Raw genomic sequence first — 23375 nt, 5'->3', positions numbered from 1 at the left:
AGTGAAGGCCATGCAATGCGCCAGCAATTTGAATTTGTCCGAACCCTTGAGCGGCATAACCAGGTCTTTCCAATTGTTCGACTCGATCAGTTGCCGCACTAGGGGTTAACGCACAGGAGGTGTATGCGCCAGATCCGGTTCACCGCAGTGGCGCAGGATCTCTCCTCTTGCTTTATCTCTAAGTGCCAGTGCAGCACTCCAGTCTTCACCTCTTGGATAAATCGGCTCACTTATAGTTACGCTGACATCTCCTCTTCTTGGGAACAGGGACTTATCGCGAAGCTTTGAGCGGGTGCCGCACAGGGTAACAGGGATCACCGGCAGGCTGGCATCAGTGGCCGCCGTAAAGGCGCCCATGTGGAACTGATGCAGACCCGCCATTCGGTATAAAGTGCCCTCTGGGAACAGGCACAACGGTTGATTATTTTTGGCACTATCAGCAATCCGTTTAGCATCAATAATGCCTTTTTGTACATCGAAGCGTTCTACAAACTCGGCCCCTAGTCGAGAAAGAAATATCCGGGCAAACGGGTTTTTCAATAGCTCTGATTTGGCGACAAAACGACAGTTCAGGTCAATCGCGGCAGTCATGACCAGTCCGTCAAGATAACTGGAGTGATTGGCTACCATAATAAAGGGTTGGTCTCCCTTTGGCAGGTTTTCTTCTCCTTGCACGGTGAGTTTGGTTCCGGTTAGTTTTATCAGAGCCCTTGCCCCTAAGCGGGTAATAGCCCAGCTCCAATCACGGTTGGGAGTAATCGCAACCAGCCCCCATACTGTGGGCGCCAATATTGCCATGACTAACCACATATACGCGGCGTAGCCGAAATCGAGCAAGATGCGTGAATAGCGCTTTAATTGCGGACGAATACCAGCCTGGATCAGGCGCAGAGTCTGCTGCCATACGGCGCGCTGGCGAATATCAAGTTGTTTTTGTTCATACAACTCTTTGCAGGCCGCGCGACGAATTTTGCCGCTTGATGTTTTGGGTATGGTATGGGGCGGAGCGATAACTATGTCATCTGCAGGGCTGCCAAGTAAATCGACTGAGAGATTATTAATTTGCTGCTTAAATGCCTGTTGGCTGACTTCATCGGTCTGCCGGCTTTCGGCCAGTACAATTAATCGCTCTGTTCCAGAATGCTGGTCATGGCTGGCAAAGGCTGCGACGCAACCCTTGCGGATCCCTTTAATATTACAGACGGCTTCTTCTAGTTCATGAGGGTATATATTGCGTCCGGCCCGGATGATAATGTCTTTCGTTCGCCCGGTGAGAAACAGCTCGCCGCCGATAGTAAAGGCACGGTCACCGGTATCGAGCCAGTCGCCGTGATAGAGCTGGCGGGTTTTCTCCTCATCATGGTAATAGCCCTGGGTGGCTGACGGGCCTTTAAATTGTAGGGTGCCTTCTTCTCGTTCCGGCAGCTCCCGTCCGAATTCATCAACAATGCGGATCTGGTGAGCCGGTAGTGGCTGGCCTAATCCTATCACCTGCATAGGATTGGTATCTTCACCTGAGGCTTGAATTGCCCGGCCAAAACGAACCATAGGTTCACGCTGGATTTTTTCAATTCTCGGCAGCCTGACTTCGTTAGGAAAGGTCAGCCCGACGGATGATTCTGCTAAGCCGTAGACAGGAGACATGGTTTCGGGACGGAAACCATATTTGGCGAATTTCTCGGTAAAACGTTTGATGGTGCTCGGGCTGACAGGCTCTGCGCCGTTCCATGACAGACGCCAGCTGCTGAGGTCCAGTCCCTCAAGTTCGCTGTCGTCAATTTTGTTGATACATAACTCATAGGCGAAATTAGGTGCCGGGGACAGGGTGCCGCGGTGACGGTGGATAGCCCAAAGCCACCGCTGGGGTTTGGACAAAAAAACCAGCGGCGACATGATCACCAGCGGGATTGCATGATACAGACTGCCGAACCAGGCTCCGATCAGCCCCATGTCATGATAAACCGGTAGCCAGCTGACAAAGACATCACCTGAACTGGCTCCTACGACTTTACCCATCGCCCGGATATTGTGCAGCAGATTATCATGAGTCAGGGTAACTCCTTTGGGTTGGCCGGTACTTCCCGATGTGTATTGCAGAAATGCGATATCAGATTTTGCGGCTTCGCCGACATCCGGTTTTTCTTTACAGTGGAGCAGTTCAGGAAGGGTTACAACAGTTTTGATCGAAGGAACCAGCATCCTCAGCAGTTGGGAAAGTGGCTTAGCTTCGGGGACGGTGATCAACAGCCGTGCCTGGGCGTTATGAAGAATGTTGGCGTGACGTTTGAGATGATCTTCTATCTGAGAAGGTCGCGCCGGGGGATAGATAGGAACCGGTATCGCCCGGGCATATAAAATGCCGAAAAAGCTGTAAAAGTAGTCATTACTGGTGGGCAGCATAATTGCGACACACTCACCGGGGGCGATGTCCTGCGCAACCAGTCCGCTGGCGATTTGCAGGGCTTTTTCTTTCAACATCCGGTAACTGATTTCTTCAACATGTTCAGCATCCTGATAGACATAGAGGTGCGGTCGGTCGGGGTGAGTGCTGACATGCCAGTCGAGTACCTGCTGGAGGGTCTCAACATGTTCCGGTGCGGACTGCACCACATCAAGCTTGATTTGCTGAATGGTCTGTTCCGATAGGGTGCTGAAGTGATGATTGCTCGCCTGCAATATTTCTCTCAGCAGATCTCGGGGTGTTTCTATTGTTGCCAGAGTTTGATCGGGAAGAGTGATGCTAAATTGGGACTCAGTTCGTTGAATAAGCTCGGCTCGGGCCAGGCTGTCAAACCCCAGGTCCTGATCAAGTCGGGTGTCGAGGTTCAGTGTTGCCGGAGGCGGTTCTCCCTGCCGCAGCTCTGTAACCAGCTCTTCAATCATCTTTAATAGTGATTCGGCTGTCTGTTCGGGTTTTTCGGTTTTCAGGCTTTGGGGGTTGACCGTCATAGCAAGCATCCTGCAACAGAGAATGGCGCTGTCGGAGCGCACAGAAATTGCGACCAGTACCTGATTGAATTGTAGTTAAAATCAGCCAGACGGCAGGATTTTGCAGCTAAGCGTTGAGAATGATTACCGGCTTTGAGAAGTCAGCCGTTTTGCTCTGGTGGTTGTTCTGCCTGAGATTGGCATAAAAAAGGCTCCACAAAGGGAGCCTGATACTTAAATTGAATTGCTACAAGTGGCTAGACTTCGCTAGCGATAAAGCCACCTGTCTGGTGTTCCCATAGCTGGGCGTAGATGCCGTCTCTTTCCAGCAGTTCCTGGTGGGTACCTTGCTCAATGATTCGGCCATCGTCGATGACAATGAGGCGATCCATAGCGGCGATGGTGGACAGGCGGTGGGCAATCGCAATTACTGTTTTGCCTTCCATTAGCTGGTACAGGCTTTCCTGGATTGCGGCTTCAACTTCAGAATCGAGTGCTGAGGTTGCCTCATCAAGGATCAGGATCGGAGCATCCTTCAGTAGTACCCGGGAAATAGCCACACGCTGACGTTGCCCGCCGGACAGTTTTACTCCGCGCTCGCCGACCTGTGCATCATAGCCGGTATTGCCGTGCGGATCGGTTAATGTGGTAATGAACTCATGGGCATGAGCCTGTTTGGTTGCCCTGAGCAGATCGGCTTCACTTGCATCCGGATTACTGTACAGGATGTTTTCACGGATCGAACGGTGAAGCAGGGAGGTGTCCTGGGTCACCATGCCGATTTGTCCGCGCAATGAATCCTGGGTGACATTGGCAATGTTCTGACCGTCGATTTTGATAGCTCCGGATTCAACGTCATAGAATCGCATCAGCAGGTTAACCATGGTTGATTTACCTGCACCGGAGCGGCCGACCAAACCTACTTTTTCACCGGGTTTTATATCCAGTTTTAGCTTTTCAATAACAGCTTTTTCTTCGCCATAGTTGAAGCTGACATTATCAAACTTGATCCCGCCATGATTAACAATCAGCTCCGGTGCATTAGGTTTATCTTCAATTGCAACCGGCTTAGACAGAGTCCTCATACCGTCTACTACGGTACCGAGGTTTTCGAACAGACCACCGACTTCCCACATGATCCATTTCGACATGCCGTTAATACGCAGCGCCAGGCTGACCGCAATGGCGATAGCGCCGATAGTGATAGCGGCATTAGACCATAGCCAGATAGACAGGCCGGTAATAATAAAGACCAGTCCGTAGTTGATGGTTTCGACCGAGAGGTTAAAGCCGGTGACCAGTCGCATCTGGCGGTACACCGTATCCATAAAACCACTCATGCCCTGTTCGGCGTATTCGGTTTCGCGATTAGTGTGGGAGAACAGTTTGACCGTTGAAATGTTGGTGTAGCTGTCAACGATACGCCCGGTCATCATCGAGCGCGCATCGGCCTGCTCGGTGGCAACATGTTTTAGCTTCGGCACATAGAAAAACTGGATAGCGATATAAGCGCCCAGCCACAGTAGCATCGGTAGCATTAGGCGGTAATCTGATTTACCAATCATTACCAGCATTGAGCCGAAGTAGACCGTGATATAAACCAGTACATCCAGCAGTTTCATTACGGTTTCACGTATCGACAGGGCGGTCTGCATCACTTTGGTGGCGATGCGTCCGGCAAACTCGTCCTGGTAGAAAGAGATGCTCTGGCGCAGCAGGTAACGGTGTGCCAGCCAGCGGATTGACATCGGGTAGTTGCCCAGCAGGGTTTGATGAACAATCAGCGAGTGAAGGGTAATCAGCAGCGGCACGATGATGACTATTACAAGCCCCATCGCCATCAGCTTTCCGCCTTCTTCTGCCCAGAAGGTGTCGGGATTATGTGAGGCTAGCCAGTCTACCAGTTGGCCCATAAAGCCAAACAGGGAGACTTCAACGATCGCGATGAGGGCACTCAGGATTGCCATTGCGATGAGTGGCAACTCAAAGCCTTTAGTGTAGTGACGCAGAAACGCAAACAGATTGTCGGGCGGCTGTTCGGGTTCATGGTGCGGAAATGCTGAAGCCAGCTTTTCAAACAGTTTATACATAGAATGATGATTCCGGTTGAGCTTGTAGGTATCGGCTTCTCAGAGCCATGTCTTTATTGTTAACAGGAGAGGTGTTTATGCCTGCGTTGCTGGGTATAAGAAACAGGCATAGCACAAAAGGAATGGCACTACTTTATCAGAAGCCATTGGATAAAAAACATCCACTATTGGCAATTATTTTATCTCTGACTTGGAGACTTCTTAAGTACCAATTCTGCCTGAAACTTGCCTGATTCTGCTTTTTGGAATCGGGCTAGTATTATTTCGCCTGTACATTGCGTAAAAGTAAATTATGCGTTTTGTGGCGTATTGGCAAGATGGGAGGTAGGGAAAAGAGGTAATGAGAAGCCACGTGCTGGAGCTGGTGGCTCTGAAATCAAATTATTCTTGTACCATCTGGTTGCGGCCTGCTGATTTGGCTTGATAGAGGCATTTGTCCGCACGGCGGATCAGTTCATGAATATTAGCATCGCCGTTAACAACACCGGTACTGACAGTGTAACGGATGGCATTGCCAAATAACGTCAGCTCGGTATCAGCGATATCCTGAGTCAAGGCTTGAAGGCGGCGATAGAAAATGTCTTCTGAGTTGCCGTAGAGGATACAGAATTCTTCGCCGCCGAATCGAGCTACCAGGGCATCAGGGAAATACTGCTGCAGGGTATTAGCCAGCTCAATGAGTACCAGATCTCCAATATGATGGCCGTAGGTATCATTCAGTACTTTGAAGTAGTCGATGTCCAACAGCGCCAGGCATCGCGGTCCTTTGAAATTCTTCACCAGATGGTGTTCAAAGAAGTAACGACGGTTCCAAGTCTTTGTCAGGTAATCCTGATTTGCCAGATGATAGAGTTGGCGCTCGGAGTCAAGGAAGTTCAGGGTACTGTGCAAGCGGCAGTAAAATTCTTCCTGATTAAATGGTTTTTTTAGGAAATCGTTTGCCCCGGCTTTCAAAAATTTAGCTGTTAGTGAAGCTTCATCACTGGCTGACAGGCCAATTACAGCCAGTTGTCGGGGTTGGAAAGTTTTTCGCAGTTCTTTGACCAGGCTGACACCATCTCGCTCCGGCATGGAATAATCAGTAATGACCAGGGTGATATCATTTTCTTTGTTGATGACCTCTAGCGCTTCATCGCCGTTGCGGGCTTCGATGACTGTCAGGTATTGGCGTTCCAGTAAACTGCGGAGGTAACGGCGTGCGGTTGCTGAATCATCAACAACCAGAACTTTATGTTCATTATTTCGCTTCAGTCGGTTGAGGATCGGAATAATGCTGGAGATACAGGTCGGGCTGTCTTTGGGAATATAGTCAATAACCGTTTTAGCAAGTACTCGCTCACGGGTTAAGTCATCCATCAGTGCCGTCAGAACGATAACCTTGATATCCATCGACAGGCAGACATCGATGATTTCACCGTCCTGGCCATCAGGCAGGCAATAGTCGAGAATCGCGCACAGAAAGTCGGTACTTTCATCCAGTACTTTTTCAGCTTCAGCAATACTGTCGGTCAGAACAGGTGTATATCCTGCTTTTCTTAATTCACTTTCAATAATGCGTCGGAAAGGTCGGCTATCTTCTACGACTAATATTTTATTATCCATGTACTATTACCTGATGGGCATTACTTCATTCTAAATCCGAATGAAAGGCGCATTATGGGACATTTTTTTGACAGATACAATTGATGAACTTCTTATTTTCAATTGGTTGGAGCAGATTGATTGGATTTACTGCTATATATTTGCTTTGGTTGCCAGTCAAAGCCCTTTTGTTTCATGTGGTTAATGTAAGTTATTGTCAGTTTTGAAGCTTTGTTTGTTGAGTGTATATTGTGCTGGTTGCGTATAAATTTACATCAATAAGCCATTGGTTTAATAACATATAAGTGACAAATTAGGTGTTAGGTTTTTGAATGGTGTCATTAATTTGTCATGTGGGTGGGGAATGACGTTAATTATTCTGAAAGGGTTATTTAATCCATTATTATTTATATTGTCATTCAGAGTAATATCTGGAATTTTATTAAAATAATTAACCTTTCCTTTTTATTTTTTGTGAAGAGAAAAAGCCCGCCGATATCTGACGGGCTTTGGTGTCGTTAATGTCGGCTAAATCAGTAATGCTGATTGTAATGGTGAACGATCTTAGTCACTTCATCAATTCGCCGGACGAAGCTCTGTTTGGAGGCGCGCTCGAATTCTGTGTGGTCACCGTCACCAAATGGGCCAAAGCCATCGAGGGTTGGTACTCCTGCACCGGCTGTGACGTTGGCATCACTGACTCCACCGCGTTGTTCGGTTTTCAGCGGGTAGCCAAGCAGATCAGACAGGGTATTGATAAACTCCGCCTGGGCTCTGGATGGCATCATGACATTGCGCTGCAGGCCGCCGCTGATGGTTGCGCTGACACCTTCTACACCATGCTGGTCAATCAGAGCCGGGATGGCTTCCAGTATCCGTTGTTGCTCGCCGTCTTCGGCAAAGCGGGCTTCGACCATTATTTTTGCGTAAGGTGAAATGGTATTGGTGCTGGTGCCGCCTTCTATCAAACCGACATTCACAGTGCTGCCGAGGTCAAGGTTTGTCAGGGCTGTCAGGGTGATCAGTAATTTCGCTGCAGCGAGGTTGGCATTTTTTCCGCTGGCGTAGTGGTTGCCGGCGTGGGCTGCGACGCCTTTAAGTTCGATACAATAGGTTGCGACTCCTTTGCGGCCATTAACTACCTCGTGATCTTCCCCTGCAGCTTCGAAATCAATACAGGCGTCATAGTCGGTGGCAATCTTGCCTGTCAGCAGCTTGCTGTCGTCGCTGCCGGTTTCCTCATCGCTTACCAGCAAGAAGTCGATATTGGTAATGCTGCCACTTTGTTCAAAGACGTTGCGAAGTGCTGACAGGGCAACAAAATTACCGCCTTTCATATCACAGGTGCCCGGACCGTATACCCACTCTGCATCTTCGCGGAATCCCTCAAAAGTATCTGGCGGGAAGACGGTATCTAAGTGACCCATCAGTAATAATCTGGGTTTGTCATCGACTACCGGACTGCTTAGTAACAGATGGTTACCTATGCGCTCGCGCCGGAAGATCTCTGCCGTCATGCCGAGCTCTTCCAGCCAGCTCTGCATTAGTTTGCCATTGGCATCTACGCCTTTTTTGTTTTGAGTCCATGAGTTAATTTCAACCAGCGTTTTTAAGTCTGAAAAGTCGATACGTTTCACAATTTGATTCCTTCCGATGTAATTGCGATTCACGCCCATTTGTCGATGAGAATTTCCACCCAGGTCACTGTTCTTGCTAATGCGCAACACTATGATGTGCAACTATATTAATACCGATTTGAAATCGTTTGGATGCCCGCGTGGCATATTTTTGAAGTGCGGATGATTAAGGAGTAAATCATGGCCCCCCATCGTGTCGGTTTATGGATGTATCAGAACTCTGGCGGAACAGAGATTGAGCGCAAGATTGTTGAAAAGCTGAATGAAAGAAACATTGAAGCAATTACGGGGCTGGACCTGAACAACGCGTCGGCCAATAACGGCAGTATTTTCTGTAACGGCCATGCGATGGAAGAGCTGGATTTGTTCTTCTCTTATAACGCCGGGCAGCAGGGGCCGTTTCAGGTTTATCTGTATCAGACCCTTAGCAGTATGATACCGACCATCAATAATTATCAGTCTTTTGAACTGACAGAAGATAAGTTTCGCACTGCGCATCTTCTGAAAACTCATGGCATACCGACAGCCGATCACATTGTTTGTAATAAGAACAATATCGAAGAGTTGAAAGAGCACCTGCGGTTCTGGAACGGTAAAGCGATTTGCAAACCAGTTAATGGCTGGGGTGGCCGGGGCATTATCAAGCTGGAAAACGAGCGGGATCTGGATCTGCTTCAACCTTATATCTCTGAGCAGGGCGCTCCTCAGTTCTATCTTGAGCGGGTAATTGAAAACGATTTCACTGATTATCGGATCGACATTGTCGATAACAAGTATGTTGCCTGTTATGGACGCAAAGCTGGCCCTGGTAGCTGGAAAACCAATATCACCAGTGGCGGTAGTGTGTTCCTTCGTGAACCGTCACAGGAAGTGATCGAGCTGGCGCAGAAAGCCGCTAAGGCAACCGGGCTCGAAGTGGCCGGTGTCGACATTATTTATGATGTCGAGCATCAACAATATGTGGTGCTGGAAGTGAATGGTATTCCGGCTTTTGCGACGCCGGATCAGGAACAGTCCGGCCTGAATTTCAACGATACCAAGATTGCTTACCTGGTTGATCTGATGGAGCGAACCGTTACTCGTCGTGACGAAGTGCGCCCGGAAGTGTCAGTCATGGAATTATCTCCTGCAGAAGTTGCAGCCCCTTCAAGCTCAGTCGTTAAGGAAAAAGTACTATGATTTCTCCAAAGCAGCCTTTGCCGAAAATCGGTATGCTCTACCTTGATCATGTTTTACGTTTCTTTGATAAATCTAATTTCAAAGGTTGGCCGGACAAGATCGAGCAGGTCGTTTATCACTGGGGAAATGATAAGCAGCGTTTCATCAATGAAGTGAAGCGTAAAAAGATCGAAGTCCTGATTGGTAATATTCCTGCCACCGCCTACGAAACCTTCCGTGAGATTGCTCGCGAGCTGCCTGAGGTGAAGTTTATTCCGTCGTTGGATACCCAGTTCAGCAATAAATCGAAAGAAAATGTCACCCACTTCTGTGAAAAGTACCAGTTGCCGATCCCGAAGACCCGGATCTTCTATCAGCCGGATGAAGCGCTGGCATTCTTGCGCAGCACTGATTATCCCAAGATCGTCAAACGTTCTTACGGCCCGTCAAACTATGGCGGTTACTTCGTTCATAAGATAGATAGCGTCGAAGAGGCTGAACGTCTGTTTACTGAGCGTCGTTATTACCCGGCATACATTCAGGATTTCGTGCCGATGAAAGCCGATATTCGGGTGATGCTGGTAGGCCATCAGCCGGTTTGTGCTTTCTGGCGTCGTCCGCCGGAAGGGGAGTGGCTGACCAATACCAGCCAGGGTGGCAGCATGGATTACCAAGATGTTCCTCAGGGGGTGCTGGATTTGGCTGTGCGGGTATCCAAAGCCGCAAATGCGGAATATTGGGCCTGTGATATCGCGGTCAGTACTGAAGATGAGTATTCGATCCTTGAGTGTGCGACTGCTTTTGCCGCCTTCCCATATATCCGTGACTGGATTGGCCAGTACCTAATGTGGTTAATGGCTCCGGATCACTTCACTAAGCCATACTTTGCTGAACGTAACTGGGAAGAAATAGGCAAGATCGATTCATCTTTGCTTCGTACTATGCGCCATATTGCCTTCGGCCATGCCAGCTATTTAACTGATACCGGTGAATATGCGCCAGCTGATGAGCACTATGCTTTGCATCGGGTTGCCAGGGCTTCAGGAGAAGAGTGGCCAAGTGAAGCCTGGAACTTCCAGGGTATGCATCCGACCGGAGGGGCAAACCCTTATCTTCAACGGCAGGAAGCGGATAAAGGTACGACTGAACAAAAACAAGTCCAGAGCCAGCAGCCTGACAGCGGTATTGAAGATTGCCGCGAGTTAGTTGAAGAAGCCAGCCAGATCTTGACAGAAACACCAGTGTTGCCACAACCGGAAGAGCTGGTGGCTTTCTTTCGCGGGGTGCGCGGAATAGGGGGATCACTGGCAGAGGAAATTGTTGAAACGCTCGGTGTGGAAGGGACGTTGCATGCGCTGAATGAGGAACCACAACAGTTAACTGGTTTCAGAAATCTGAAACAGAAGAAACTTGAGGCTATCCTCAGTAACTGGAGCGAATGCGAATTGATTTGTTAAGGATTAACGATGAAGAAGCAATATTTGTCGTATCAGGAGACGATTGATTTACTCTCCAAGGCCATGGAGAAGTACCCGAACCTGATTCGGATGCAAAGTATCGGTGACACCCATGAAGGGCGACCAATCATGATGGTAACGGTCTCTCAGGATGTTGCCTATGCCGATCTCAAACCGGCTTTGTTGTATACCGGAACGATTCACGCCAGAGAATGGATTGGTATCGAACTAGCGGTAAACTTCATCCAGCATTTGCTGGATAATTACCCCAGCAACCCTGATGTGGTGGAAGCACTGACCCGAAATACGCTGTACATGGTGCCCTGCCTCAATCCGGACGGTTTCGAGTACTCGCGCCAGCACTTTTCGTTCTGGCGTAAGAATCGGCGTGATAACGGAGATGGTACGTTCGGAGTGGATTTGAACCGTAACTTCGGCATCAATTTCCGCCAGTCAAAAGATACCCGCTCGAATATATACGGTGGTCCTGAGGCGTTTTCTGAGCCAGAGACCCAGGCCATTAAGCGCTTTGTGGAAAGTCATGACAATATCCGGATTGCGCTGGATTACCACTCCCAGGGTAATGTGTTCTTCCCGGCTCATAAATTTAATCATGAGGCTGAGATTGAAGGTACGGATCTGAATATTCTCTGTGCCAACATGGCCAATGAGATCCACAAGGTTACTAAGCGACAGTACGGTATCCATCGTGGTAAACCGCCAGCAAACCTGATCCACGGCAGTGGCCGTGAGTACTATTACGATCGCGGTATCTTGTCTTCTGTTGTGGAAGTCGGTAGCCGGAATATCCCGGATTACCTGATCAATATGTCGCAAAGTGTGGATGAAAATATACCTGCATTAATTTATGCGCTGGGAACAGCGATAAACTATTCAGATCTTGCGCCGAAAAGACCGGAAAACTTCACCATTAAGGACGTATCAGCTAATCAGGCGGTGCTTTGCTGGGATCATCAGAGCGAAGATGATGGTTGTTACTATCAGGTTTACCGCAGTGAATCGCCTAAGCATCACTGTACAAGAGAAAACCTGATCGCCATTACTTCCCAGAATGAATATACCGACAAACAGCTCAAGTCCGGACACCGCTATTATTACAACCTGCGTAAGGTGGATCGGGTCAGCCGGATCAAATCACCGTTTGCGCCGGAGCTGAAAATCAAGACCAACCTGGAAAAGGATGAATTTGCCTTTACCCTGTTCCCTAATCCGGAACAGGCGGGTTATGTCGGAGAGCTGACAAAAGCGCATAATGCAGAGCATTTCGGCAATAACTCGCTGTTTATCGGCGTCAATAAGACCAAAGGGATCTGCTACGGCGTTATTGATTTCAATATCGATCGGATCCCATCGGACGCGATCATCAAGGATGCGGTGTTCTCTCTGTATCCGATGAACCGTGTCGGGGCGAAAATTGAAAACTATGGTGAGTGGTCGGTCTCGATCCTCAATCCGGACGATATCAGCGATATTACTAACTTTGATGAGATCCAGGCGGCGACACCGCTGCAAACACTGGGGAATGCGATCGATTCCGATCAGTTAACTCAGGGGATCTGGAAGAACTGGCGCTTCAGTGCGATGGAGAAGCAGCTGGTTCAGGATCAACTGGAGAAAGGACGCTTATTGCTTCGGATACAGGGGCCGGATCATCTGCCGCTGTGTAATGACTCCCAGATGATGCAGTTCGATATTGGTTATGGTCGCTTCGGCGGTGGTATCCATTATCGGCCGTGTCTGGATCTTATCTATACCCGCCGCCCGTACCATGTTGCCCTGGCGGCGACAGACTGCCATACCATCAGCCGCAACGAGCCTCAGCAGGGTGTGCTGCAATGTGGTTTTGATGAACATGGGGATACTGTATTCGGACAGATGGGGTTCTCGCTGTCTTGTATCAGTGATGCCAAAGACATAGTGATCACCCAGGCTTACTTTGCTATTGAAAGCGAGTCATTGCCGGAAGAGGCTCAGCCGATGCGGTTTACGGTTGAAATCGCTGAGCTTGAGAATCCCGATTATGACAGCGTTAAACAACGTGAAAAAATCGAGTTCCTCGGCTATGAAGTCAGCAGCGAGGATTTGGCTAAAACACCGCGCCAGCTATATATGTTTGACAGTTCGGCCAGGCAGCACCTTGAGCAGTTCCACAGCGAGAGGAAGACGGTGAATCTAATCATTCGTGCTACGTCTTCATCCCGCCAGAAACAGGCGCTGGTGAACTGGCATTCGCTTGATAGCGAGCAACGGCCCGAGTTAGTGATTGAGTATATTGAACGTCGTAAACAGCCGCTCGAGACACCACAGAACCTGCAGGCAAACTTACAGGACGGTTTGGTGAAGTTGACCTGGGATCATGTAGAAGAGGACGATTTTGTCGGTTTTTATGTGGTTCGAAACTGCTTCCATCCACCGCGTTCACCGTTTGACGGCGTGAAGTTATATGCGGGTAAAGACGGCTATACTTTCGATCGCTTTGGCAACGCTAATATCCCGAAATATTACTCTGTGTTCAGCTATGACAATGTGCCGAACTATTCTGTACCGGCAACGCTGAAGTTTAGTGCCGATGAGGTAACGCCAGTTGTCTATGATGAGTTTGAAGCTCAGGATGAGATAGAAAAGCGCTACCGCAACGGAGATTAATATCGGCAAGATCTGTTCGTAAAATTGAAAGCCGTTCGCAATGATGCGGGCGGCTTTTTGTTTGCATATTTGGTTGGTATTAATCAAATCAATTATGAATAGAAATATCATCAATTTGAATCATAAAAATAGGGCTCGTACACTGGCAGTGTAGGGCATATTCCTGGGTAGTTGTATGAATGAGAGTCAGAATATGGAAGACAAGATACTGACTGCCAATGATTTAGGTTCTGGTTTTGAGCATAGTGCGCATGAGCATTTGACCCGCCAGTTAAGGCTGGGGCAGCATCTGGCGATATCAGGGCCGTCAGGGTGCGGCAAAACCAGTTTGTTATTGGTGTTGGCTGGTTTACAGCCGCCTGCCACCGGAAAACTTAGCTGGCAGGGAAAAACAATTGATGTTGATTCGCTTAAGTGGTGGCGACAGCAGTTCTGTTATTTACCGCAACAGCCGGTAATGGGGGCGGAGACTGTTGGTCAGGTACTTCGCTTACCCTGGCACCTTAAGGCTATGACATCACAGCCACCGGGTGATGTTCAGTGTCAGCGTATCCTTGAGCAACTGGCAATAAAGCATAGCCTTGATAAGCCGGCCTCTCAGCTCTCCGGCGGGGAAAAGCAAAGGTTGGCAGTTGCGCGGGCTTGGTTGATGGAGCGGCCTGTCTGGTTATTGGATGAACCAACATCGGCACTGGATCCGGCCAGTCGCGACAGGGTTATAGAGCTGTTGACAGCCGAGCCGAGAATTTCTGTATCGGTATCTCATGATCCGGTTTGGCTGGAAAGTTGCCAGTATCAGCATCAGATGGGAGGCCATCATGAATAGCGCGTTAGAGATCAGCAATTTTGCACTAGGTGGCTTTTATCTTTTGTTGTTATTGCCTTTACTGTTATTTCATCGTTGGCAGTTGGGATTAGGGCGTTCGCTGGTTGAAGCTGCGCTGAGGATGACACTGCAACTGGCGGTGGTTGGTATTTACCTGCAAGCGTTATTTGCCTTTCAGAGTCCGGGCCTGAATATATTGTGGCTGTCTGTGATGATATTAGTGGCCGGTTTCAGTATCTGCCGACGGGCTGAAGTGAAGGTGAAAAAGGTGCTACCTGCGGTGATCATCGGGCATCTTGCAGCTTTGTTGTTGGTGTTGCCGCTGTTATTGGCCGGTGTGATTCAGGCGCAGCCTTGGTGGCAGGCGCAGTACATGATCCCGGTTGCCGGTATGCTGCTGGGTAACTGCCTGACCGCTAATGTTCTGGCTCTGGAGCGCTGGTATAGCGGCCTGAAGGATAAGCAGAACGAGTATCAGTTTTACCTGGCTCTTGGGGCGCCCAATCCTGTGTTGCCGTTTATTCAGGTTGCTGTCAGAGCGGCATTGTCACCACAGCTGGCATCTATGGCAACACTGGGTATTGTCAGTTTGCCGGGAATGATGACAGGACAGATCCTTGGTGGCACAGAACCTATACTGGCAGTGAAATACCAACTGCTGATAATGGTAGCGATATTTATGGCTGCGGCAGTGTCAGTTGCCACAACCCTGGTTGTGGTTAGTCGCTATGCATTTAACCGTTATGGTCAGCTGGTAATATAAGTAATTAAAATTATTAAGTTTATAAACATAAAAGAAAGAGGGACTCATTAAATAATGAGTCCCTCTTCTTAATAATCAGGCAGACTGAATAAATACAATAACTTAGTTTTATTTAAGTCTGTATTTTGTATTGTCTTCTAATTAATAATATTTTGATTAAGCGTAAAAATTATCAAGCAGTTCTTTTGAGTCATCATTACCATTCAGGAATGATTCATTCAGCCAATATAGACCCTGCTCAATATCTTCTTGGTTATTACCGTCAAGTAATAAAGTCGCACCAATTTGGTACTGTGCTTCCGCTTCACCATTCTGTGCTGCTTTCTCGAACAGGCTCAGAGAGCGCTGGTCGTCCTGAGGGCAGTACTGGCCTTGCTGGTACAGCGAAGCCAGACACAGCTGTGCGTAGCTGTCATTGAACTTATCACCCAGCTCTAAGAAATAGATCGCATTCTTATAGTCATTAGAGCCTAGGTAATATTGATACATTAATTCAGTAACTTCTGCATTTTCAACAGAAGACTCTTTTAATGTAGTCAATAGTTCAGTTGAAATTGAAGTAGTCAGCAGCTGATCTTCAATTTCCGCCAGATTTAATTCTTGTGCATTATTCGACATGATTTATCCATCCCCTAAAAGCGAGAAATTAAAATAACAGAACAAATGAACACATTAAATAAATGCACCTTTATTGAAAATTGATAATAAATCAACATGCTAGTTTTTTAATTTTTTTATTTATTCTTTAATTCAGTCGGTTAACAAACCACAAAAACGTGATCGGCATCACGCTTTTGTGGTTTGTTTGTTGCTTTTTTGACCAGTCTGAAAGGTGTAATGTTACTCCGATAGGGTGTTTTTGAATAAGTATGAAATTAATAATTAGTGGTGGAAATGTCTTGTTGGCGCTTCCTGAGCGGTGTTAATGGTCCAGGTTGGCTGTTTCTGCCTTTAATGATGCAGTTTGATCAACTTATTCGATGTCGTATTACCTTACGTGACGCTGTTAACAATTATGTTGTGATTCTGGTTTTGTATTCAGCTAAAGCAGGCGGAAATCAAGGTGTTAACTATACTTTTTGACGAGTACGCTGATTATTGGTGTCGGAACTACACCATGAGTCGGGTTCGTTTTCTTTTTTGACAGGGAAAAAGGTATGACTTTCATGGCTGAAAAAGGTAACAGTAAGAGTGAATATGTAAGAGGGATGGGGGAGAAGATAGTTAAATATTTGTGGTGGGCCGGACTGAAGAAAGCGGCAACCTCCATGGAGAACAGGCTCCCAAAACCTAAGCAGCTGCTCACTGAATTCCAGAAGGGGTTGGCAGAAATCAGTTCGCTGCACAAAGTACTTGGGGGTAATCCTTTGAGTCCATTTTATGCGGAAGACAGTGAGCTCAACAGTAAATCTTACGACAGTAAGTTGAGTCATAAGGAAGCTGTGCTGAATTTCTTTTTTGATCATGAAACGCCTGATGATAAAGAAGATCAGATTGTTCCCCTGCTTCCTCAGGAAGGTCGCAAGTATAGCCATAAAACACCTAATGAAAGTTGGTTTTTCCTTAACGGAATCGGTACCAACGAGGATATGGCCAGGGTTAATGCACGTATGATAAGTGATATTTTTAAGCGTCCTGTTACTGCTCTGCATAATCCGACAAACGGCTTTATTCATGATTTGGTTGAGGTACTTAACGGTCGGGGTAGCTGCCGTAAAACGGAAATAGCCCACTCTGCTAAAGAGCAAATTTGGCAGCAGCTGTTAAAAATCAAAGCAAACATGAAAGATGCCGGGTCTGTTGGAAGGAAAGAGTGCAAAGTGGTTGTTATTGCACATTCGCAGGGGGGCATCATTATGTCGAATGTGATCGGTATGCTGCTTGATGAGCACCCCGGCGATCCATTGTTGGATCAATTGGAAGTTTACACTTTTGCATCTGCACATACGGAATTCCCGTCACCATGGCACCAGGATCGAACTAAGTATGATGTGCCTTTCTGTGAGCACTTTGCTAATGATGAAGACTTTGTTGCCCGTATCGGCGTGATCAATGGTGGCAGTAAGAAAACAACGGGGCAGATCTATCTTAAGGAAGGGGCTGGTCACCTGCTGAACTGCCACTATCTGAGAGATTTTGCCAAGGGTCGATATGGAAAAGACAGCAGACTCTATTCGCTTTGTAATGGTAAGCGATTGTCAGACTGATATCCGGCATTTTCAGACAAAAAGCGCGATTATCGCGCTTTTTGTCATTAAAGATGGCTGTAATTTATGATTCCGGTGACTTTGGGAGGAGCTGGTTTAGCAACATGGTAATGATTGTTCCTGTGGTAATGCCGGAGTGAAACAAGGGGCTGAGGGTATCGGGGAGGTGCTGAACCAGCCGAGGCTCAAAGGTTACCGATAAACCGGCCGAAAGACCGGTACAGATCACCAGCGCGTTGCGTTTGGTGTCTGAGGTTTTTATCAGCATCCGAATTCCGGTATAGGCAATCATGCCAAACATTATCAGGCCAACTCCGCCAATAACAGGTTTTGGGATGGTGATGGCCAGAGCGGCCAGTTTGGGGATGAAGCCAGCTAAGATCAACAATCCGCCGGTGGTGGCAACCACATATCGGCTGGCAACGCCGGTAATGCCAACGATACCGACATTCTGACTGAAAGAGGCCAGCGGCATTGCTGTTAACAGTGCAGCAATGGTGCTTCCCAGGCCATCGGCAGTAACTCCCCGTTTAAGGTCTCGGCCGCTGACGGAAACATGGCAGTTGTTGCCCAGCGCAATGAAGTCACCGGCGGCCTCAGCGACCACAACAAGATATACCAGGCTCATCGCGATAACGGCTTCGACGGAGAACGAGAAACCATATTTCATGGGCTCCGGTCTGCTGAACCAGGGTGTTTGGAAAAGAGCTTCCGGCTCAACCATTCCTGTTATCAGTGCTGTTAAATAGCCTCCTGCCAGGCCGGTAACAATAGCTGCTGCGGAAACTGTCTGGCGGCAGAAAACCGAAACAAGAATAACAATGGTGAGCGATACGGTGGCCAGCGCCAGTTTAGGTATAGTTGCAAATTCGGCATGGGTGGCTGGTGCATCGCCGATCCAGTTGACGGCTACCGGGAGGATAGTCAGGCCGATGAGAGTGACCACGACACCGCTTACAAGTGGGGGAAACAACTGGCGGACTTTATCCATGCAGAAGCCTGCTCCTATGACAATCAGTGAGCCGACAAGTGCTGCTCCCATAATGCCGTTGGCACCACCATCCTTGCCAATCGCAATGGCGACGCCGATAAAGGCGAAGCTGGAGCCCATGACGACAGGCAGGCGGATCCCGATAGGGCCGAGGCCAAGGCTTTGAATGATGGTTGCGATACCAGATGCCAGTAGCGAGGCATTAATTAAGGTGATGATTTCGTCGGAGGGAAGGCCTATGGCGCTGCCGACGAGCAGTGGAACAGCCATGATGCCCCCAATAGATGCAAGCAGATGCTGGATGGCCAGTATAAGCATCTGGCCTGGAGGCGGGTGATCATTGAGGCCATAAAGCAGTTTCATTTGTCGCTTATTTTTTTGTGTTGAGGCTGATTTTGGTAATAAGCGATCAGCTGAGCGGCAATTGAGACGGCAATTTCCGACGGATGCTTGCCTTTGACTGTATTAAGGCCGACAGGGCAGGTCATCTTATCTATTACCTCCTGGCTGAAACCACTCTGGCTGAGTTGGTGACGAAACCTTTCACATTTGGTCGCAGAGCCAATTAAACCGAAATAAGCAAAGTCATTGCGCTTGAGAATGGCTCTTGTGATCTCGAAATCCAGCTGATGGTTGTGGGTCATTACCAGAAAGTAACTGGCAGCCGGTATTTGGCTGATTTCGGCAACCGGATCATCACTGACCGACTTTGTCACACTTGTTGGAATATGTTCGGGAAACACATGGCTGCGCGAGTCAATCCAGGTGATCTGAAATGGCAGCGTTGAAATGATTTTTATCAGTGCTTTGGCTACATGCCCTGCTCCAAATAATGCCAGATGGAAGTGGTTTCGGGTGACAGGTTCGAAACTCAGTGTCGTGATACCGCCGCAACATTGGCCGAGGTGGGCACTGAGGTTGAATGTTTCCAGCTTTAATTGGTTTTCTCCTGCCTCCAGCATCGCCCGCGCAATTTCTATCGCCTTGAATTCCAGTCGGCCGCCACCGACAGAAGCAATAACAGAATCTAGGGTGACCAGCATTTTCGCCCCGATCTCTCTTGGTACCGAGCCCCTATTTTCCAGCACTGTGACCATCACACATGCCAGGCCCTGGTCATAAAAACTGGCGAGTTCGTATATCCAGTTATCATCAGGCATAGCAAAATCCTTGAATCCGTTAGCCTAAATAGAAAAGTAGATCTGCATGGTCAGTCACAGTGGCTGGGTTATGTCTCGGGCTTTTGCAGACTTTTGATCGCCCACAGCACGCGTTCCGGGGTTGCCGGAGTATCGAGCTTAGGGATTTCGCCACTTTCGGAAGTATAGGAAATCGCATTTTTCAGCGCACTTAATACCGAGATAGCCAGCATGAAAGGAGGTTCCCCGACCGCTTTCGAATGGAAAATGGTTTCTTCCGGGTTGGTGTTATGCTCCAGCAGTTGTGTTCGAAATTCGACGGGAATATCAGCAATAGTCGGGATCTTGTAGTTGGCCGGGCTGTTGGTGCTTAGTCTGCCATGCTCATCCCAGACGAGTTCTTCTGATGTGAGCCATCCGACCCCCTGGATAAATCCCCCTTCGACCTGACCTTTGTCCAGCGCCGGGTTCAGCGATGAGCCAACGTCATGGCACAGATCAGCGCGCAATATTTTGTATTCACCTGTCAGGGTATCAATAATGACTTCAGAGCAGGCGGCCCCAAAGGCGTAGTAGTAAAAAGGATGCCCCTGTGCTGTGTTTTCATCGTAGTGAACGCCGGGTGTGCGGTAAAAACCTGTGCTTGATAGTGAAATCTGATGCAGGTACGCCAGTGCTATCAGGTCAGCAAAAGGCATCTCCTGCTTGTCGATGTGAACGGAGCCGTTGCGGAAGCTGATTTGTTCTTCTGCGACATAAAAATGTTCACTGGCAAATGTGATCAGACGCTGTTTAATCGCTCTGGCGGCGTTTTGTGCTGCTTTGCCGTTTAGGTCGGCACCGGAGGATGCCGCTGTTGCCGAGGTATTCGGCACTTTGTCGGTGGTGGTATCCGTGATTTGGATCTGGCTGATATCGACCTGAAATTCTTCCGCCACAATCTGGGCAATTTTGGTGTTCAGCCCTTGCCCCATTTCTGTCCCGCCGTGATTGAGATGGATACTGCCATCGGTATAGATATGGATAAGGGCACCAGCTTGGTTTAGGAAAGAGGCGGTAAAGGAAATACCGAATTTGACCGGGGTGAGTGACAGACCTTTTTTCAGTATCGGACTGTTTTTGTTGAAAGCGCTGATCGCTTTGCGCCGGGCATGATAGTCACTGCTGGTTTCTAATTGTTCGGTAATTTTATTCAGCAAGTTATGCCTTACTGCCTGGCCATAGTGGGTCATATCGCGCCCTTCACCGCCGTAATAATTTAACTTGCGGACTTCAAGCGGATCTTTGCCAAGCCTGCTGGCAATTTCGTCCATAACCGTTTCGATGGTGACCATAGCCTGAGGTGCTCCAAATCCACGGCAGGCGGTATTTGAGGCGATATTGGTTTTGCAGCAGTGGGCGGTAATGCTGACATCACCCAGATAGTAAGCATTGTCGCAGTGGAACATGGCGCGGTCGATAATGGCTGCCGAGAGATCCGGCGAGTAACCGCAATTGCTCGCCAGTGTGATATCAGCGCCTATGATCTTGCCATCATCGTCGAAACCAACCGTGTAGTGATTACAGAAAGGATGGCGTTTTCCTGTCATCATCATATCTTCGGTTCGGTAAAGCCGGATTTTCGTCGGCTTTCCAGTGAGGTGAGCAGCTAAAGCCGCCATACAGGCGGGTCCCGCCGCCTGAGTCTCTTTGCCTCCGAAGCCACCGCCGATCCTGCGGGTATCGACAACCACGTTACGCATTGGAGTGCCCAAAATTTTGGCGACCTGTTTTTGCACATCGGTCGGGTTTTGGGTTGATGCGTAAACCACCATGCCGCCGTCCTCAGTCGGCACAGCAAAGCTGGCATGGGGCTCTAAATAGAGGTGTTCCTGTCCGCCGATGTGAATTTCACCACTCAGAATATGGGGAGCCTTGCTAATCGCGTTTTTCGCATTTCCCCGTTTTTGCCAGTGACTGTCGTTAACGAAGTGATTTTTCGCCAGGGCGGTTTTGATATCGAGAATTGCAGGAAGCGGCTGGTATTCGATAATGGCTTCCTGAGCGGCTAAATAAGCTGTTTCGGGATCATTGGCAGCTACAAGCAGTACGGGCTGACCAACGTATTCTACTTTACCGTCAGCTAAGAGAGGATCTCCGGGGAAAATGGTGCCGATATCGATTTCTCCTGGAATATCACTGGCACTGATTATTTTTTCCACGCCCTCAAAATCATAGCAGGGGCTGGTATCTATTCTTGTGATTTCAGCATGGGCATGGGGACTGAGCAGGGCATAGAGGTGGAGCTGGTCGGGAAACTCAGGGCGATCATCAACATAAATCGCTTCGCCGCTGGCATGTTTGACGGCACTTTCGTGGCGGACGCTGTGGCCGACGCCGGTCGATAATTGTTGTTCACTTCCTGAGGCTAGGCTGTCAGCCTCTGAGGGAGAATGTTTGCGACTAGCCATAATTGGTCACCCTGATTTCAGTTTGGCTATGCTGTTGTTCGATGAAGAAGCGCCAGAGCATGTTAGCGGCGATTTCTCGACGATAGGCGGCACTGGCCCGCAGGTCTGAAATTGGACTGAAATCGGAATCCAGCGCGTGAATTGCTTCGTTGATGGTTTCATGGCTCCAGCTATTGCCGACGAGTTTTTTTTCACAATGGCGGGCGCGTTTGGGGATCTCGGCCATGCCGCCAAAGGCAATACAGGCTGAAGTGACGATGCCGTTTTCGATGCCGATATTGAAGCCGCCACAGACAGTTGAAATATCGTCGCCAAGGCGTTTCGATACTTTGTAGGCTCGGAATTCTCTTGGTCCGTTTGGTTTTGGGATGCTGATTTTTTCGATAAATTCCGAGGGTAAAACTGCGGTTTTTTTATATCCCATGAAAGCGCGTTCAATCGGTAGTGTCCGTGATTCTATGTCCCGGCGCAGGGTAATGTCGGCTCCGAGTGCGATCAGTAGCGGCGGGGTATCACCAATCGGAGAGGCATTGGCGATATTGCCGCCTAAGGTGCCAAGATTGCGGATCTGCTGTGAGGCAAAGCGGTCGAGCATCGCACCGAAATCGGGATAATATTTTTTAAGGATGTCGTAGCAGTCACTGAGTGGGACATTGGCTCCGAGAATGATCTGATTATCTGTTTCGATAATGTTTTTCATATCCGCTACCTGGCTGATATCGATCAGGGGAGCGATTTCACGGTGGCGTTGAGTGACCTCCAAAGCCAAATCTGTACCTCCGGCGACAATCTTCGCCAGTGGATCCATCAGGAGTAGTTTTGCCAGCTCATCGGTGGAGGTGGGGATATAACAGAATCGATTGTCCTGTTCGATGCTGCCGGGCTCATTTTGAATGCTGCTGAGAATGCCGACAGTGGATTGCATCTTCCTGTCAAAGTGATCGTCAAAAGGAGCCCTTTCACCTGCCGATAGTGCTGCATCAAGGATTGGACGATAACCGGTACAACGGCAGAGGTTTCCGGCCAATGCTGAGATAACGTCTTGCCTTTTAGGGCGGGGAGTGTTTTTACACAGCGCAAACATCGACATTGCTACGCCTGGTGTGCAAAAGCCGCATTGAGAGCTGTGATGATCAAGCAGTGTCTGCTGAATTGGGTGGAGTGAGCCATCTTGTTCTTTTAGCCCTTCAACCGTGATTAATTGTTTGCCGTGGAGGGCGGAAACAAAAACCAGGCATGCATTGACCGCACGGTAAAAAAGTTTGCCGTTGACCAGTTCTCCCAGTACCACAGTGCAGGTTCCGCAATTACCTGAACCGCATCCCTCTTTGGTGCCGATTTTATGGATCTGTGTTCGCAGGTAATTCAATACCGTCATTTCGGGCGGGAGTTGTTCTTCTTCCCGAAGTTCATGGTTGAGTAAGAACTTAATCAAGAGAACTCCTTGGATCTGGCTTAGTTGGCATTCATTTTTGACTTAC

The 23375-nt window shown here is 48.6% G+C and carries 15 protein-coding genes; 6 read left to right on the top strand and 9 right to left on the bottom strand.

Annotated features, from left to right (window positions below):
• Window positions 1-105 precede the first annotated feature (105 nt).
• The 4 genes from AACQ93_RS24630 to AACQ93_RS24615 all read right to left on the bottom strand — a co-directional run bounded on the left by AACQ93_RS24630 (window position 106) and on the right by AACQ93_RS24615 (window position 8236).
• The gene (locus tag AACQ93_RS24630; protein ID WP_064609538.1) at window positions 106-2949 is read right to left on the bottom strand and encodes an AMP-binding protein; all 2844 of its coding nucleotides are present in this window, start codon (window positions 2947-2949) and stop codon (window positions 106-108) included.
• Window positions 2950-3185: 236 nt separating this feature from the next.
• Window positions 3186-5018 (bottom strand): ABC transporter ATP-binding protein, encoded by a 1833-nt coding sequence (locus AACQ93_RS24625; RefSeq protein ID WP_064609537.1) that lies wholly within the window; start codon window positions 5016-5018, stop codon window positions 3186-3188.
• Window positions 5019-5399: 381 nt separating this feature from the next.
• Window positions 5400-6620, bottom strand: coding sequence for a response regulator (locus tag AACQ93_RS24620; protein ID WP_064609536.1), 1221 nt, complete (start codon window positions 6618-6620; stop codon window positions 5400-5402).
• A 512-nt stretch (window positions 6621-7132) separates the two neighbouring features.
• On the bottom strand, window positions 7133-8236 hold the full coding sequence (locus AACQ93_RS24615) for a M20 family metallopeptidase (protein WP_084419463.1): 1104 nt from the start codon (window positions 8234-8236) through the stop codon (window positions 7133-7135).
• 180 nt (window positions 8237-8416) lie between these two features.
• On the opposite strand from AACQ93_RS24615, the gene AACQ93_RS24610 reads away from it, so the two are divergent.
• From AACQ93_RS24610 to AACQ93_RS24590, 5 genes are all read left to right on the top strand, one after another.
• Window positions 8417-9415: an ATP-grasp domain-containing protein gene (locus AACQ93_RS24610; protein WP_064609534.1), complete on the top strand. Its 999-nt coding sequence runs from the start codon at window positions 8417-8419 to the stop codon at window positions 9413-9415.
• Complete coding sequence (locus AACQ93_RS24605) at window positions 9412-10851, top strand: ATP-grasp domain-containing protein (RefSeq protein ID WP_064609533.1); 1440 nt, start codon at window positions 9412-9414, stop codon at window positions 10849-10851. Before AACQ93_RS24610 ends, AACQ93_RS24605 begins: the two co-directional genes overlap by 4 nt.
• Window positions 10852-10860: 9 nt before the next feature.
• Window positions 10861-13518, top strand: a complete 2658-nt coding sequence (locus AACQ93_RS24600) for a M14 family zinc carboxypeptidase (RefSeq protein ID WP_064609532.1) — start codon at window positions 10861-10863, stop codon at window positions 13516-13518.
• A gap of 175 nt (window positions 13519-13693) precedes the next feature.
• Window positions 13694-14344 carry an ABC transporter ATP-binding protein gene (locus AACQ93_RS24595; RefSeq protein ID WP_232323391.1) on the top strand — a complete coding sequence of 217 codons (651 nt, stop codon included), beginning with the start codon at window positions 13694-13696 and terminating at the stop codon, window positions 14342-14344.
• Window positions 14337-15107: an ABC transporter permease gene (locus AACQ93_RS24590; RefSeq protein WP_007463413.1), complete on the top strand. Its 771-nt coding sequence runs from the start codon at window positions 14337-14339 to the stop codon at window positions 15105-15107. Before AACQ93_RS24595 ends, AACQ93_RS24590 begins: the two co-directional genes overlap by 8 nt.
• Before the next feature lie 156 nt (window positions 15108-15263).
• Here AACQ93_RS24590 and AACQ93_RS24585 read toward each other — a convergent pair whose 3' ends face one another.
• Window positions 15264-15725, bottom strand: a complete 462-nt coding sequence (locus tag AACQ93_RS24585) for a tetratricopeptide repeat protein (RefSeq protein WP_007463415.1) — start codon at window positions 15723-15725, stop codon at window positions 15264-15266.
• Window positions 15726-16264: 539 nt separating this feature from the next.
• On the opposite strand from AACQ93_RS24585, the gene AACQ93_RS24580 reads away from it, so the two are divergent.
• Complete coding sequence (locus AACQ93_RS24580) at window positions 16265-17314, top strand: alpha/beta hydrolase (protein WP_007463419.1); 1050 nt, start codon at window positions 16265-16267, stop codon at window positions 17312-17314.
• A gap of 64 nt (window positions 17315-17378) precedes the next feature.
• On the opposite strand, the gene AACQ93_RS24575 is transcribed toward AACQ93_RS24580, so the two are convergent.
• From AACQ93_RS24575 to xdhA, 4 genes are all read right to left on the bottom strand, one after another.
• Window positions 17379-18668 carry a nucleobase:cation symporter-2 family protein gene (locus AACQ93_RS24575; protein ID WP_064609529.1) on the bottom strand — a complete coding sequence of 430 codons (1290 nt, stop codon included), beginning with the start codon at window positions 18666-18668 and terminating at the stop codon, window positions 17379-17381.
• Complete coding sequence (gene xdhC, locus AACQ93_RS24570; RefSeq protein ID WP_064609528.1) at window positions 18665-19465, bottom strand: xanthine dehydrogenase accessory protein XdhC; 801 nt, start codon at window positions 19463-19465, stop codon at window positions 18665-18667. The genes AACQ93_RS24575 and xdhC overlap by 4 nt, the downstream gene beginning before the upstream one ends.
• 68 nt (window positions 19466-19533) lie before the next feature.
• Window positions 19534-21894, bottom strand: coding sequence for a xanthine dehydrogenase molybdopterin binding subunit (gene xdhB, locus AACQ93_RS24565; RefSeq protein WP_064609527.1), 2361 nt, complete (start codon window positions 21892-21894; stop codon window positions 19534-19536).
• Window positions 21887-23329, bottom strand: coding sequence for a xanthine dehydrogenase small subunit (gene xdhA, locus AACQ93_RS24560; RefSeq protein WP_064609526.1), 1443 nt, complete (start codon window positions 23327-23329; stop codon window positions 21887-21889). The genes xdhB and xdhA overlap by 8 nt, the downstream gene beginning before the upstream one ends.
• Window positions 23330-23375: the final 46 nt, after the last annotated feature.

It is taken from the genome of Photobacterium sp. J15, from assembly GCF_963870815.1.
Taxonomy (GTDB): Bacteria; Pseudomonadota; Gammaproteobacteria; order Enterobacterales; family Vibrionaceae; genus Photobacterium; species Photobacterium marinum.
This window is presented reverse-complemented; position numbering and strand designations above follow the sequence as displayed.

Bases quoted from the DNA above. Each gene is read 5' to 3' on its own strand.
- AACQ93_RS24630 (WP_064609538.1), bottom strand. From the start codon at position 2,949: ATGACGGTCAACCCCCAAAGCCTGAAAACCGAAAAACCCGAACAGACA.
- AACQ93_RS24625 (WP_064609537.1), bottom strand. From the start codon at position 5,018: ATGTATAAACTGTTTGAAAAGCTGGCTTCAGCATTTCCGCACCATGAA.
- AACQ93_RS24620 (WP_064609536.1), bottom strand. From the start codon at position 6,620: ATGGATAATAAAATATTAGTCGTAGAAGATAGCCGACCTTTCCGACGC.
- AACQ93_RS24610 (WP_064609534.1), top strand. From the start codon at position 8,417: ATGGCCCCCCATCGTGTCGGTTTATGGATGTATCAGAACTCTGGCGGA.
- AACQ93_RS24605 (WP_064609533.1), top strand. From the start codon at position 9,412: ATGATTTCTCCAAAGCAGCCTTTGCCGAAAATCGGTATGCTCTACCTT.
- AACQ93_RS24600 (WP_064609532.1), top strand. From the start codon at position 10,861: ATGAAGAAGCAATATTTGTCGTATCAGGAGACGATTGATTTACTCTCC.
- AACQ93_RS24595 (WP_232323391.1), top strand. From the start codon at position 13,694: ATGAATGAGAGTCAGAATATGGAAGACAAGATACTGACTGCCAATGAT.
- AACQ93_RS24590 (WP_007463413.1), top strand. From the start codon at position 14,337: ATGAATAGCGCGTTAGAGATCAGCAATTTTGCACTAGGTGGCTTTTAT.
- AACQ93_RS24585 (WP_007463415.1), bottom strand. From the start codon at position 15,725: ATGTCGAATAATGCACAAGAATTAAATCTGGCGGAAATTGAAGATCAG.
- AACQ93_RS24580 (WP_007463419.1), top strand. From the start codon at position 16,265: ATGACTTTCATGGCTGAAAAAGGTAACAGTAAGAGTGAATATGTAAGA.
- AACQ93_RS24575 (WP_064609529.1), bottom strand. From the start codon at position 18,668: ATGAAACTGCTTTATGGCCTCAATGATCACCCGCCTCCAGGCCAGATG.
- xdhC (WP_064609528.1), bottom strand. From the start codon at position 19,465: ATGCCTGATGATAACTGGATATACGAACTCGCCAGTTTTTATGACCAG.
- xdhB (WP_064609527.1), bottom strand. From the start codon at position 21,894: ATGGCTAGTCGCAAACATTCTCCCTCAGAGGCTGACAGCCTAGCCTCA.